The sequence below is a fragment of the Streptomyces sp. RLA123 genome, from assembly GCF_056270165.1.
In genome coordinates, this window is sequence record NZ_JBWDOR010000003.1 from 2242092 (window position 1) to 2255096 (window position 13005).

At 71.1% G+C, this 13005-nt stretch carries 13 protein-coding genes; 5 read left to right on the forward strand and 8 right to left on the reverse strand.

Going from position 1 to position 13005, the window contains the following annotated elements:
- Window positions 1-147: 147 nt before the first annotated feature.
- Both RV983_RS10090 and RV983_RS10095 read left to right on the forward strand, forming a co-directional pair.
- Window positions 148-624, forward strand: coding sequence for an ATP-binding protein (locus tag RV983_RS10090; protein WP_475985461.1), 477 nt, complete (start codon window positions 148-150; stop codon window positions 622-624).
- Entirely contained in the window at window positions 621-1061 is a 441-nt protein-coding gene (locus tag RV983_RS10095) for a Fur family transcriptional regulator (protein WP_475985462.1), read from the forward strand. Before RV983_RS10090 ends, RV983_RS10095 begins: the two co-directional genes overlap by 4 nt.
- A gap of 78 nt (window positions 1062-1139) precedes the next feature.
- Here the strand turns inward: RV983_RS10095 and RV983_RS10100 are convergent, their stop codons facing one another.
- The 5 genes from RV983_RS10100 to RV983_RS10120 form a co-directional block, all read right to left on the reverse strand.
- Window positions 1140-2984, reverse strand: a complete 1845-nt coding sequence (locus RV983_RS10100) for a phospholipase C (protein ID WP_475985463.1) — start codon at window positions 2982-2984, stop codon at window positions 1140-1142.
- Between the two features lie 184 nt (window positions 2985-3168).
- Window positions 3169-4425 (reverse strand): iron uptake transporter deferrochelatase/peroxidase subunit, encoded by a 1257-nt coding sequence (gene efeB / locus RV983_RS10105; RefSeq protein ID WP_475985464.1) that lies wholly within the window; start codon window positions 4423-4425, stop codon window positions 3169-3171.
- Complete coding sequence (locus RV983_RS10110) at window positions 4422-5621, reverse strand: EfeM/EfeO family lipoprotein (protein ID WP_475985465.1); 1200 nt, start codon at window positions 5619-5621, stop codon at window positions 4422-4424. Before RV983_RS10110 ends, efeB begins: the two co-directional genes overlap by 4 nt.
- 182 nt (window positions 5622-5803) lie before the next feature.
- Entirely contained in the window at window positions 5804-6415 is a 612-nt protein-coding gene (wrbA, locus tag RV983_RS10115; protein ID WP_475985466.1) for an NAD(P)H:quinone oxidoreductase, read from the reverse strand.
- Window positions 6416-6651: 236 nt separating this feature from the next.
- On the reverse strand, window positions 6652-7401 hold the full coding sequence (locus RV983_RS10120; RefSeq protein WP_475990275.1) for an MFS transporter: 750 nt from the start codon (window positions 7399-7401) through the stop codon (window positions 6652-6654).
- Window positions 7402-7508: 107 nt separating this feature from the next.
- Here RV983_RS10120 and RV983_RS10125 point away from each other — a divergent pair, with 107 nt between their 5' ends.
- Genes RV983_RS10125 through RV983_RS10135 form a run of 3 tightly spaced genes read left to right on the forward strand, consistent with a single transcriptional unit; the run spans window position 7509 to window position 8849 of the window.
- A complete protein-coding gene (locus RV983_RS10125; protein ID WP_475985467.1) occupies window positions 7509-7880 on the forward strand; it encodes a nuclear transport factor 2 family protein in 372 nt (123 codons plus the stop codon).
- 40 nt (window positions 7881-7920) lie between these two features.
- Complete coding sequence (locus RV983_RS10130; protein ID WP_475985468.1) at window positions 7921-8490, forward strand: carboxymuconolactone decarboxylase family protein; 570 nt, start codon at window positions 7921-7923, stop codon at window positions 8488-8490.
- Window positions 8400-8849, forward strand: coding sequence for a DUF6924 domain-containing protein (locus tag RV983_RS10135; protein WP_475985469.1), 450 nt, complete (start codon window positions 8400-8402; stop codon window positions 8847-8849). Before RV983_RS10130 ends, RV983_RS10135 begins: the two co-directional genes overlap by 91 nt.
- A gap of 11 nt (window positions 8850-8860) precedes the next feature.
- On the opposite strand, the gene RV983_RS10140 is transcribed toward RV983_RS10135, so the two are convergent.
- The 3 genes from RV983_RS10140 to RV983_RS10150 form a co-directional block, all read right to left on the reverse strand.
- On the reverse strand, window positions 8861-9439 hold the full coding sequence (locus RV983_RS10140) for a TetR/AcrR family transcriptional regulator (protein WP_475985470.1): 579 nt from the start codon (window positions 9437-9439) through the stop codon (window positions 8861-8863).
- A 59-nt stretch (window positions 9440-9498) separates the two neighbouring features.
- A complete protein-coding gene (locus tag RV983_RS10145) occupies window positions 9499-10833 on the reverse strand; it encodes a class I SAM-dependent RNA methyltransferase (RefSeq protein ID WP_475985471.1) in 1335 nt (444 codons plus the stop codon).
- A 77-nt stretch (window positions 10834-10910) separates the two neighbouring features.
- Complete coding sequence (locus RV983_RS10150; RefSeq protein WP_475985472.1) at window positions 10911-12962, reverse strand: APC family permease; 2052 nt, start codon at window positions 12960-12962, stop codon at window positions 10911-10913.
- Between the last annotated feature and the right edge of the window lie 43 nt (window positions 12963-13005).

Here is a 13005-nt window from a genome sequence, read left to right on the forward strand (position 1 = left end):
ATGACACAGGGTGATCATCTGGTGCGCTCCAGCAACTGGAGGAATACCTTCCGGAGATGTGGTCACTTCACTTGACCGACTCCAGAATAGTAGTACTGTCTGATTTGAGGCTTTCTCGCCCATTCATCCCTCGGGCTGGTGTTGATCATGGACGCCGCACTTCTCCTCTCCGAGACCCCTTGTTCCGGCGGCAACGGACCACCATCCACGCCGTCCGCCGCCGTGGGCTCCTGGGTACTTCCCTGGTCCAGTCAGGCCTGTCACCACGCACGTGAGGCGGTTCGCGGAGCGCTGCGCCAATGGGGCCTGGACGATGTCGCGGACACCGCCGAACTGCTGGTCAGCGAGCTGGTCGGCAACGCTCTGCGGCACGCCCGCGCACCGCTGGCACTGAACTGCGTGCTCCTGGGCGACACCGTCTGCTGCGTCGTCATCGACGGCAGTCCGGACCTGCCCCGGGTCATGGGGGCCGATACCCAGGACGAGAGCGGCCGCGGGCTGGCACTGGTCGAACTGCTCGCCACACGCTGGGGCTCCGACACCAACCGCGAAGGCAAAGCCGTGTGGTTCGAGCTGCACTGCGGTCCCGGTCGGTGCTCGGCGCACCCGCAGGACGTTCCGTGACCGTCGCGGAGCCCATGGCAGCCGCCACCGCCCGGCTGCGCGCGGCCGGGCTGCGGGTGACGGCGCAGCGCATCGCGCTGCTCATGGCGGTGGACGAGTCACCGGGCCACGCCGACGCCGAGACGCTGCGCGACATGGCCCGCCGTGTCACGGGCGGCCTGTCCCTGCAGGCCACGTACAACGTGCTGCGCGCCCTCACGGACGCGGAGCTCGTTCGCTGCACTCTGATCCCCGGCCAACCGAGCCGCTACGAGACCGAACGCAGCGACAACCACCACCACTTCGTCTGCCGGTCCTGCGGCAGCATCCGCGACGTCGAGTGCGCCGTGGGCCAAGCACCGTGTCTGGACCCCGGGCTCCCGGACACCTACAGGGTCGACGAGGCCGCCGTCACCTTCTGGGGCCGGTGCCCCGACTGCGCCACGGCCATGGCCTGACGGCGAACGCGAACGGAGGGCCCGCCCCAGGGCAGGCCCTCCACCGCGGCGGCCGTCAGGCGGTCCGCCGCGTCCGCGTCAGGCGGCGGCGTGCCGGTTGCGCCGGACCCTGAACCAGGTCCCGGTGGCACCCGCGGCCAGCAGCGCGCCGACGGCCAGGCCGACCGGCAGCGCCGGGAACGCCGGGACGTCGGTGGTCGCCGCGGTGGTGCTCATGGCCGGACCCGGCGTGATGCTCGTGGCGACCGGAGCCACGCGCCGTATCGGGCCGTAGGACTTGACCGAGCCGTCCGTGTTCAGCACCAACTGCTTGTTGTTCGGGTGCCGGAAGTCGAACATGCCCGAAAGCGAGCCGGCCGTGGCGTCGAAGGAGTGGTCCCCGACCCGGCCGGTGTGCCAGTTGTCCTCGACGAAGCGGATGATCGAGGACTGGTCCGTCAGCGTGTGGTCCACCTTGTTGACCTTGCTGAACGGGGAGATCACCAGGAGCGGCTGACGGGTGCCCGGACCACAGCGGTCCGCGTAGCCACCCTCGGCCTTGGGGCCGGCCTGGCACGCGGGGCTGTCGGTGGTCTTGCCGTTGGAGCCGACCATGGTGTCCTTCGAGCCGTTGTGCGGCTTGACGAAGGTGTGGTCGTACCAGCCGTCGGAGTCGTCGTACGCGACGACGACAGCGGTGGAGCTCCACTGCGGCGACTGCTGCACGGCGTTGATCTGCTGGACGAGGAAGTGCTGCTCGTCGATCGGGTCGGAGTAGGCGCCGTGCCCGTCCTGGTACTCGGGCGCCTTGACGAAGCTCACGGCGGGCAGCTTGCCCGCCTTGAGGGCCGCGCCGAAGTCGGTCAGGTCGTAGTTGTGGTTGGCCTGGCCGCTGTGCCCGATCTCGTCGACGCTCTTGGGCGGCAGGTGGTGCGGGTTGGACGTCGACTTGTAGTACTCGAACGGCGAGTGGTGCGGACTGTAGTCCACGGCCGCGGCGCCGCCGATGTTGGCGTGCGTGGTGTCGCACTTGGCGTAGTCGCCCTGCTTGCCGTCCCACGCGGTGGAGGGCCGGAAGCCGCCCTGGAACCAGCCCCAGCTGACGTTCTTGGCGTTGAGCACGTCGCCGATGTTGCGGCCCTGCATCGCCGCGAGCGCGTTCGTGCTGGTGTGGTCCTTGTCGGCGCAGTCGTCGTACGCCGGGTCCGGGTCGTTGATGACCGTGCCGACGCCCTTGGCGTTCGGGGAGGCGACGGTGTAGGCGTCCGGCGTGGACGTCTGCTTCGGGTGCTCGGTGCCCGTGGCCGGGTCGACGGAGGTGGCTCCGTGCGTCTGACCCGCGACCAGGTTGAGGGCGCCGGGGGTGGACGGACCGTAGACCGAACTGAAGGAGCGGTCGCCCAGGGAGTAGTGCTGGGCGTAGTTCCACAGCGCGGTGACGGTGTTGCCGTCGTAGTAGTCCATCACCAGACCCGGCTCACCGAAGAGGCCGCCGCTGCAGGTGTCGACATTGGTGTTCTGCACGAACTGGTTTGCCTTGCCGCCGTTGTAGGCGTACTGCTCCGGCCCGTAGTTGTGGTTCTGGTCGCAGGTCAGGGCCTGCGAGGAAGCCAGCCGCTGGGGCGCGTACTCATTGGGGTTCTTCTTCAACAACCCTGCCGTCGCGAGGGTGTCGATGTGCCGGGGGGTGTTCTTGGCCGCCTTGAACTTGGTGCCGTCGGTGTTGGCGGCCTGGGGGTAGGTGCCGAAGTAGTGGTCGAACGAGACGTTCTCGTCGAAGAGGACGACCACGTGCTTGATGGGCGTGGCCGTCGAAGGGGCGGGGTGGTGCCGGGTGGGCGTAGCGGCCCAGGTGGCCGCGCTGCCGCCGAGAACGGTGAGCGCGGCGGCGCCCGCGAGCGCCCCCAGGCTCCGCATCGCCGCTCGTCTCTTCCTGCTGATCATGCTCTGTCACGCTCCGCGAGGATCGTTGCCTTGGCGTACGTTCCCGGATGCTCCGCCCGTGGAACGGCGTGTTGCCGGAGCATTGGTGGCGACGGGATGAACACGAGGTCAGGGAAGCCCGGCCAAAACTTGACCAGTGGTTGACCCGGCACGCGGACGGTGCCCGCGTGGTGTAATGCGGGCATCAGCCGAGCAGGGCGCGCCCGTACCAGTCGTCCGTGTCCCGCACACCGGGCAGTACGAAGAAGTAGCCACCGCCGAAGGGCTTGATGTAGTCGACGAGGGGTTCGCCCGCCAGACGGTGCTGGACCGTCTCGAACTGGCGGGCCATGTCCTGCTGGTAGCTGCAGAAGAGCAGGCCCATGTCGAGGTTGCCGTTGGCGTCCGCGCCCCGGTCGTAGTTGTAGGGGCGCCGCAGGATGCGCTGGTCCGCGGTGCCCGCGGTACGCGGGTTCGCGAGCCGGATGTGGCTGTCCAGGGGTATGACGTCGCCCTTGGGGTCGTCGGCGTAACGGGGCTTGTCCCGCTCGTGGTTGCCGTCCAGCGGCGCTCCGGACTCCCGGGCCCGGCCGAACATCCGCTCCTGCTCCGGGAGCGAGACCCGGTCCCAGAACTCCACGAGCAACCGGATCAGCCGGACCGCCTGGTAGGTTCCGCCGGCCGCCCAGTCCGGCTCGCCTGCCCCCTGGCCCACCCATACCAGGCGGTCCATCTCGCGGGCGTCGGAAGTGTCCGGGTTGGCGGTACCGTCTCTGAACCCCAGGAGGTTGCGCGGGGTGCCGGCAGGGCGCGGCGGGCTGCTGAATCCGTCCAGCCGCCAGCGGACCTGCATGCCGCCGCGGGTGTGCCGGGCGATGTCGCGCAGCGCGTGCAGCACGGTGTCCGTGTCGTCCGCGTGCAGTTGCAGGCTGAGGTCACCGTGGCACCACTCGGGCAGCAGGTCGTCGTCGGGGAAGGCGGGCATCGCCGTCAGCCGCCGGGGCCTGCGGTCGGCGAGGCCGAACCTGCCGTCGAAAAAGGAGCCGCCGACGCCCACGGTCATCGCGAGCGCGCCGCCGGGCACCCGCTCGCCGAGCAGCCCGGAGTCTGCGGGCGGCCCGGTGATGCCGACCGGTCGCGGTGTGCCGCCGGAGGTCAGGGCGCGGGCGCGGTCGGTGAGCGTGCGCAGCAGGTCGGTCAGTTCGGTGCGGGTGCCGGCGGTCACGTCGAGGGCGGTGAACGCGGTGACCCGGCGCGCGGTCGCGAGCACCGATTGCTGGTGCCGGCCGTGGAACGGGGCGACGGGTGAGGGAGCCACCGCGCCGTCACCGGTCGCGTCGGCGAGGGGCGGCGCCGCGCCGCCGGCGGCGAGCCCGGCACCTGCCAGGGCCGCGCCCCGCAGAAAACCTCGCCGTCCGACTCCCCCGGCTCCCCCGGTTTTCTGCGGCTCGGCGGAACTCACACGGTCCTCCGCGGCTCGCACAAGGTGGCCACCGACGCCAGCCGCTCCACCAGTTCGTCCAGGGCGGCGTCGACTTTCTCGCGCTGGGCGCGGGTCAGCCGGGACAACGCGATCCCCTCGCCGTCCGGGGCGAGCCCGTCCAGGGTGTCCTGCGCCTCGTCCAGTTCGCGGTCCAGCTCCGGCAGTTCCCGGTACCGCGTCGCCAGCAGGGGGCGCAGCCGGGACAGGACCTCGCGGGTGCCGTCGAGGTTGGCGCGGGCGGTGGCCAGATTGCTGCCGCTGCCGAAGTCGGTGCGTCTGGTCAGCTCGAACTCCACGGTGTTCTCCAGGATCTCGTGTGCCCGCAGGCCCAGTTGGGCCGGGTCCATGCGGGCCTGCGACCAGTTGTCGCGCAGCGCGGTGACGGCTGCCACCAGGGCACCGGCCGGGGCGCGCAGACTGTCCGCGGACCGCCCGTGCCACAACCCGTACTCGATGCGGTGGAAGCCGGTGAAGGCCGGGTCGTCCACGCCGCCGGCCAGCCCCGCGTCCGTCCCGTTGATCTGCCCGTCCGCGTCGCCGAAGGCGTCGTACGCGGCGCCGAGCCGCTCGTACTCCAGGTGCGCCGGCAGCCAGGCCTTCCGCGCGGCGGCCAGATCACCGCGGCCGACGGCGTCGCGCAGGCTTCCGGTGAGCCGCACCACGCGGTCCAGGCCTCCGGCGACCCATTTCTGATAGGCGATCGACGGCGGGATCAGGTCCTGCCGGCTGACGGGGGCAGCCGCGGGGCCGCCCTGTCCGGAAGTGATGCGGACCGTGGGCCCGGTGACCGCGTCGGCGTCGTCGGGCACGCACTGGAAGGCGTACGCGCCCTTGCCGAGGTCGACGGTCAGCGAACGGGTTGTGCCGGGGCCGATGTCCTCGACCTCGCCGTACACGGCCTTGCTCGCCGCGTCCTCCAGGTAGACCTCGGAGGCCGCGTCGGAGGTGTTGTGCAGGTCGAAGACCTGAAGACCGGGCCGGGCGTCGTCCCAGCCACGGCCGCAGACACCGCGTGACACCTCGACGGTGGTGTGCAGTGGTCCGGCCGCGGTCGCCCGTGTGGAGGGCGAGCCCTGCCACAGGAAGAGAGCAGCGGCGAGGACGGCCAGCACCACCAGGACGCCGGTGGCGCCCCACAGGCGGGGCGAGCGCAGCCCAGGGCCTGACAAGGGCATTCCGGGCCTCCCCCGGTGTCGTACGGTGCGTTGATCACCTCATGCTAGGCAGCGGAATCGGGCCAAAACGCTTCCCAGAGGAATCGATGACCAAGAGTTCCCTCCTGGTTCACCCGGCCCGCCGCGGACATGCGGAAGCCGCCGCCCCTGCGGGGACGGCGGCTTCGGCGGGACCGGAAAGGTCAGAGGGAGCCACCGGGCTTGAGGGCGGCGGCGATACGGGTCACGCGGGCACCCAGGTAGTGGGCGGCGTCCAGACGGGCGGTGTCGGGGAGGTCGGCACCGTTGTTGGAGGGGTGCGAGGGGCCGTAGGGGTTGCCACCGGCCGCGAAGAGCAGCGGGTCCGTGTAGCCGGGGGACGCGATGAGTCCACCCCAGTGGTAGAAGGTGTTGTTGATCGCGAGGATGGTGCTCTCCTGGCCGCCGTGGGCGTTGGCCGCGGAGGTGAAGGAGGCGTAGACCTTGTTCGCCAGCTTGCCCTGGGCCCACAGCGGGCCGGTCTGGTCGATGAACTGCTTGAGCTGCGCGGCCGGAAGGCCGAAGCGGGTCGGCGAGCCGAAGAGCACGGCGTCCGACCACTCGAGGTCGTCGTTCGTGGCCTCGGGGATCTCCTGCGAGGCGCGGTGGTTCTCCGCCCACACGGGGTTGCTGTTGATCGCGGCCTCGGGCGCGAGCTCCGCCACGCGGCGCAGCCGGACCTCCGCCCCTTCCTTCTGCGCGCCTTCGGCGATGGCCTGCGCCAGGCTCCGTACCGAGCCGGTGGCCGAGTAGAAAATGATCGAGACGCGTGTCACGTGCTTCGCTCCTTGCTGTGCCGGATCTTGCGGGCAGGGCACCGCCCTGCACATGGTTGAACGTTAAACGACATCGCCTTCATCCGCCAGTTCCGGCCGCAGAAGTGGCGCGCGTCTCATCACGGCCCTCGCCGCGCTGCCGTACACCGGCCCGGGTGGCCATCCCGGCGAATGGCATGGAGCCCCACCGGAGCGGGCGGTGAACAACGCGATGTATGAGGCGAGATGGCGTTTCGTCAGGCAGCGGCAGCGGCCTCGGCGATCTGCTCCGCGCTCGGCGCGATCCGGGGCGAGGCGACGGTCACCAGCACATTGACCACGGCAAAGGCGGTCGCGACGAGCAGTCCGCGGTGGAAGCCCTCGACCAGCGCCTGCTGCTGGGCCATGCCGTCAGCGAGCGCGGCATTGGCGCGCGAGACGGACAGGGTCGTCGCGAGTGCCAGTCCCAGTGCACCGCCGACCTGGTAGAAGGCGGTGACGACACCTGAGGCCGCACCGGCTTCATGGTGTTCGACATCCACAACGGCCGCGATCTGGGCGGGGACACCGACGGCGATGATCCCGGCGCCGAACAGGACCAGGCCCGGCAGGAGGTGCGATGCGTATCCGCTGTCCGCGCCCGTCCGGGCGAGGAGCAGCAGGCTCAGCGCACTCAGTACGGCGCCGGACAACTGGACGGTGCGCGTGCCGAACCGGTGCACCAACGGGGGCGTGACGACGGCGACGAGGATGGCGGCGGCACCCATCGGCAGGATCTCCATGCCGGTCCTCAGCGCCGAGGCACCGCGGACCTGCTGAAGGTAGATCGCGGTGAGGAAGGCGCGGCGTCCACACCGGGACGCACGACCCCGCCGTCTGACCTGGGGCGGATCCGCCGCCGCGGCAACCGCAAAGCACTCTCCACGGGCACACAACGCCCGCCGCACCTGCCACCTCGCATCGGCGTGGCCGCGAGCTCGCGGCCGCCTGCTCCCGCGCAGCCGCATGACGGCCCTCACATTGATACCGGACCCATGGGTCCGGTACCGTTCCGGTCATCCGGACCTCAGAGTCCGCTTCCCTCCGGACCGCCTCGCAGAAAGACGCACGAGCAATGACCCACGCACGGATCAGCGAAGCCCTCCGGGCCCTGGTGTTCGAGCCCCGGCTCCCCCTGGACGAGGCCCTGGACACGTACTACGCCCCCGACTACACCCACCGCAGCGACGGAACGACCATGGACCGCCCGGAGTTCGCCGCCATGGTCGCCCGCACCCGCGCCGGGATCACCCAGGGGACCGTGACCGTGCTCGACGAGCTGCGCGAGGGCTCCGTCTACGCCGAGCGGCACGTCTTCGAGATCACCCTGGCGGACGGCTCCACCCAGCACCGGGAGATCGCGATCTTCGGCACGCTGGCCGAGGACGGCCGCTTCCGGCACCTCAGCGAGACGGGGTTCAGCGTCGCCCCGGACCCGGCCCCCTGAACCTCCGGCGCCCCGCACACCGAAACGAACGGAGAACCCCATGCCCCGCCTGGCGAACCCCGACCCGCACGCCCTCCCTGCCGACGTACGCGAATTCCTGTCCTTCCTCCCGCCGGACCCCCTGATCAAGATGCTGTCCCACTCGGCCGGCACCGTGCGGCCTTTCATCGAGCTCGCCAAGGCGCAGTTCACCTCACTCGAACTGCCGGCCCGCTCGAGGGAACTGGTGATCCTCACGGTCGCCGAGTACGCCGACTGCGCCTTCGTCACCGCCCAGCACGAGCCGATGGCGGAGGCCGCCGGAGTCGACGAACCGACCCGCCGGCTCATCGCCGCCCGCGAGCTGGAGAGCCCCGGCCTCTCGCCGTACGACCGTGCCCTCGTCCGCCTCACCGCAGAGGTGGTGCGGCAACCGCGGGTGTCCGAAGAGCTCTTCGCCGAGGCGCGGCGGTTCCTCAGCGAGCGGGAGTTCGTCGAGGTACTGCAAGTGGCTGGGTACTACTGGTCGTTCAGCCGGGTGTGCACGGTGCTCGACGTCGAGATCACCAAGGTGTACGGCGACGAACCCGTCCTGGCCGACGCTCCCGGCCCCGACTCCGACGCGCCCTGATCCCGCCGGCACCCGCGAGTCGCCCCCACCGAGGAAGGCTTCATCGCCTGCCTGCACATCGTGGACGACCCCGCCTGCCGCGACCTGGCGCCCGCGCGGATCGCGGCACTCTCACAGCAGCGGGAGCGGCCGGGAGAGCAGCTCGTCATCGTGGCCGACAAGGCGCTGTCGCCTCCTCCGAGATGCCTCTGCTCGCTCTGCGGGTCGGCGGGCGGGGGCTGGCGCGGGGGCGGTTCGACGCGCTGCGCGGCGTCGCGGGTCAGCTGTACTCGATCGAGAACAACATCGCCCTGGCCACCATGGCCTGGGAGGACTTCACCGCGTTCGCGGACGACGACGGCGTCTTCCGCGGCTCCTGAAGCCCAGCGCCTCAGGGGCGCAGTGCCTGGAGCACCAGTTCCCCGTAACGCCGCCAGACCGCCGGATCGCGTTCCGCGACGGTCATGAGCTGCAGCGCCGCGCCGCACAGAATGACCCGCAGGTCCAGCAGCGTCGCGTCCTCGCGAACCGTCCCGGACGCCTTGGCCGCCTGCATCATCTCCGTCAGCACGGTCAGCACGGAACCGGCCGCGGGCGACGTCGCCTCCGCCAGCCGTCCGGCCAGCAGCCGGTCGCGGGCCAGGTTCCCGAAGAGGCGCAGCACATAGGCGTGGAACGCGCGTCCGGGGTCGGTCTCGCCGAGCGCGACCTCCGTGTCCCGTTCGAGCTCCTCCAGGCGCAGTCGCGCGATCGCCTCGACCAGGTCCTCCTTGGCCGGGAAGCTCCGGTACACCGTGGCCTTGCCGACTCCCGCCCGGGCCGCGATCTGCGGCACGGTGGCCTGCGGGCCGAGCTCGGCGAACAGCTCGATCGCGGCGGCGACGACCCGCTCGTGATTGCGGCGCGCGTCCGCCCGCCTCGGCGGTGCGGCCGGCGCCGCTTCCCCCTGCCCGGCCTCGGAAGTCTGCATGGCACCAGTCTGCACGCCCTGCCCCGCGGCCCCGGAACGCCCCCACCGGGAGCCCCGCGTCAGCTGTCCTTGGGGGCGGGCTCCAGGATCGCCACGCACTCCACGTGGTGCGTCATCGGGAAGAGGTCGAACGCCCGCATGCGCCGCGGGACATAGCCCGCTTCGCCGAACCAGCGCAGGTCGCGGGCGAGGGCGGCGGGGTCGCAGGCGACGTAGGCGATGCGGCGGGGGGTCAGGGAGGCGACGTGGGTGACCGTGGCGTGGCCGGCGCCGGTGCGGGGCGGGTCGAGGACCACGAGGTCGGCCTGAGTGATGCCGGTGCGGGGCAGAACCGTTTCGACCTTGCCCTGCTCGATGCGGACCCGGTCGAGGTCGCCGAGATTGTGCCGGGCGTCCTCCACCGCGCGCTTGCCGGACTCGATGCCGAGGACGGCACCGGTCTCACCGACCCGCTCGGCCAGGGCGCCGGCGAAGAGGCCCACGCCGCAGTAGAGGTCGAGGGCGGTCTCCCCCTTGCGGGGCGTGAGTCCCTGCATGACCGCCTCGACCAGGAGCTCGGCGGCCATCGGGTGGACCTGCCAGAAGCCGCCCGAGCCGACGCGCCAGGTGCGGTCGTCCGCCCGCTCGCGTACGAATCCGCGGCCGTGGACGCGGTGCACGCCGCCCTGCTCGTCGACCCGCATGACCGACACCGGCCGGTCGAGCTCCACGATGGGCAGCCGGCCGCCGGGACGCGGCGTGATGATGACCTGCCGGTCGGAGGAGCCGGTGGCGGAGATCGCCTCGACGGTGGCGATGCCGGGCCACTCGCGGGACTCCACGCCCAGCTCGGAGACGCCGGGGGCGGCGATCCGGCAGCGGTCGATCCGCTCGACCTCGTGGGAGCGGTGGCGGCGCAGACCGGCGTGCCCGTCGACGTCGACGGCGTACTGGACGCGGGTGCGCCAGGCCGGGACCTCGCCCTTGGCGACCTTGTCGCCGGGGGCGGGCTCCACGGTGCCGTCCCAGCCGGCCTCCTGGAGCGTGAGGCCGCCGAGCCGCTCCAGCTGCTCGGTGATGACCTGGACCTTCAGCCGCCGCTGCGCGCCGGGCGCCGCGTGCTGCCAGTCGCAGCCTCCGCACTTGCCCGGTCCGGAGAAGGGGCAGGGCGCCTCGACCCGGTCCGGGGAGGCCTCGAGGATCTCCACCGCGTCGGCGCGCAGGAAGCGGGAGTCCGGGCCGCCTTCGGTGACCTGGGCGATCACGCGCTCGCCGGGGAGGGCGTGCCGGACGAACAGCACCTGGCCCTCGTGGCGGGCGACGCAGTGACCGCCGTGCGCGACGGGGCCGACCTCGACCTCGTAGCGCTCGCCGACGAGGGCGTCGGCCTCAGGGGCCTTCGTACGGTGCTGCATCTCGGAACGGGCTCCTGACAACGGGGGCGGGATGAGGACGGCAGCTCACCAGTCTACGGTGCACCGCCGCCCTCCCCTCACGCCCGTCCGCTGGGCTCCCGCCGCCGGCGCGGGCGCCCGACCTCGCCGCGGCGCACGGAACCGGGTGCGTTCCACTCGGCGCCCTTGCGGGCCCGGACCTTGGCACGCTCGGAGGACTCCAGCTGCCAGGGCACCGAGGTGACCATCACACCGGGGGTGAACAGCAGCCGGCCCTTGAGCCGCAGGGCGCTCTGGTTGTGCAGCAGGTGCTCGTACCAGCGGCCGACCACGTACTCCGGGATGAAGATCGAGACGACGTCGCGCGGGCTGCTGCGGCGCAGGCTCTTGACGTAGTCGACGATCGGCCGGGTGATCTCGCGATAGGGCGAGTCCAGCACCTTCAGCGGCACGTCGATGCCGCGCCGCTGCCAGTCCGCCTGGAGCGCCTTGGTGTCGGCCGGGTCGACGTTGATGCTCAGCGCCTCCAGCGAGTCCGAGCGGAACAGCTTGGCGTAGGACAGGGCGCGCAGCGTGGGCTTGTGGACCTTGGAGACCAGCACGATCGAGTGCACCCGGGAGGGCTTGGCCTCCTCCTCGCCGGGCTCCTCCGAGGCCGCGAGCTCGCTGGAGACCCGGTCGTAGTGGCGGCGGATGGCGGTCATCGTCGCGTAGAACAGGCCCATCCCCAGGACCGCGACCCAGGCGCCGTGGGTGAACTTGGTCAGCAGGACGACGACCAGTACGAGGCCGGTGAAGAAGGCGCCGAAGGTGTTGATCGCGCGCGAGCGGATCATGTGGCGGCGCACCGCGGGGTCGGTCTCGTCGGCCAGGTGCCGGTTCCAGTGCCGGACCATGCCGATCTGGCTCAGGGTGAACGAGACGAAGACACCGACGATGTAGAGCTGGATCAGCCGGGTCGAGTCGGCGCCGTAGAGATAGACCAGCACAGCGGCGAACGCGGCCAGCAGGACGATGCCGTTGCTGAAGGCGAGCCGGTCGCCGCGGGTGTGCAGCTGCCGCGGGAGGTAGCGGTCCTGGGCGAGGATCGAGCCCAGCACCGGGAAGCCGTTGTAGGCCGTGTTGGCGGCCAGGAAGAGGACGAGGGCGGTGGCCCCCGCCAGGAAGATGAAGGGGATCGAGCCGTCGCCGAAGACCGCCGAGGCGACCTGGGCGATCACCGGGTCCTGGGTGTAACCCGCGCCGACCGGCTTTCCGTTCACGAGCAGGTCGGTGGCCGGGTTCTCGGCCATCCGCACCTTGGTGTAGAGCGCGAGCGCGATGATGCCGCAGAACATCGTCACCGCGAGCAGGCCCATGGCGGCCAGCGTCGTGGCGGCGTTCTTCGACTTGGGCTTGCGGAAGGCGGGCACGCCGTTGCTGATCGCCTCGACTCCGGTGAGCGCGGCGCACCCGGAGGAGAAGGCCCGCAGCAGCAGGAAGACCAGGGCGAAGCCGGCCAGTCCGGTGTGCTCGGCCTTGATCGTGTAGCCCGCGGTCGGGGCGTGCATCTCACTGCCGGTGGCGATCTTGAAGATGCCCCAGAGCAGCATGCAGAAGACACCGAAGACGAAGGCGTACGTGGGGATCGCGAAGATCGTCCCCGATTCGCGGACGCCGCGCAGGTTCATCAGCATGAGCAGCACGATCATGCCGATCGCACCGATCACCTTGTGCTCGACGAAGAACGGCACCGCCGAGCCCAGGTTCTCCACGCCCGAGGCGACCGACACCGCCACGGTGAGCACGTAGTCGACGAGCAGCGCGCTGGCCACGGTGAGCCCGGCGCGGGGCCCCAGGTTGGTGGTCGCCACCTCGTAGTCGCCGCCGCCGGAGGGGTAGGCGTGCACGTTCTGCCGGTACGAGGCGACGACCGTGAACATCAGCACCACGACCGCGACCGCGATCCAGGGGCTGAAGTGGTAGGCCGACACTCCCGCGATCGACAGGACGAGGAGCACCTCGCCCGGCGCGTAGGCAACGGAGGACAGCGGGTCCGAGGCGAAGACCGGGAGGGCCAGCCGCTTGGGCAGGAGGGTCTCCCCGAGCTTGTCGCTCCGCAGCGCCCGCCCGATCAGGATCCGTTTCGGAAGGTCGGTCAGTTTGGACACCCGAGGATGTTAGAGGATCGTCAAGGTTTTCGACCCACCGCCC

Coding starts and splice junctions, on each gene's coding strand:
- RV983_RS10090 (WP_475985461.1), top strand. CDS start 148: ATGGACGCCGCACTTCTCCTCTCCGAGACCCCTTGTTCCGGCGGCAAC.
- RV983_RS10100 (WP_475985463.1), bottom strand. CDS start 2,984: ATGATCAGCAGGAAGAGACGAGCGGCGATGCGGAGCCTGGGGGCGCTC.
- RV983_RS10110 (WP_475985465.1), bottom strand. CDS start 5,621: ATGCCCTTGTCAGGCCCTGGGCTGCGCTCGCCCCGCCTGTGGGGCGCC.
- RV983_RS10120 (WP_475990275.1), bottom strand. CDS start 7,401: ATGCGGCTGCGCGGGAGCAGGCGGCCGCGAGCTCGCGGCCACGCCGAT.
- RV983_RS10125 (WP_475985467.1), top strand. CDS start 7,509: ATGACCCACGCACGGATCAGCGAAGCCCTCCGGGCCCTGGTGTTCGAG.
- RV983_RS10130 (WP_475985468.1), top strand. CDS start 7,921: ATGCCCCGCCTGGCGAACCCCGACCCGCACGCCCTCCCTGCCGACGTA.
- RV983_RS10140 (WP_475985470.1), bottom strand. CDS start 9,439: ATGCAGACTTCCGAGGCCGGGCAGGGGGAAGCGGCGCCGGCCGCACCG.
- RV983_RS10145 (WP_475985471.1), bottom strand. CDS start 10,833: ATGCAGCACCGTACGAAGGCCCCTGAGGCCGACGCCCTCGTCGGCGAG.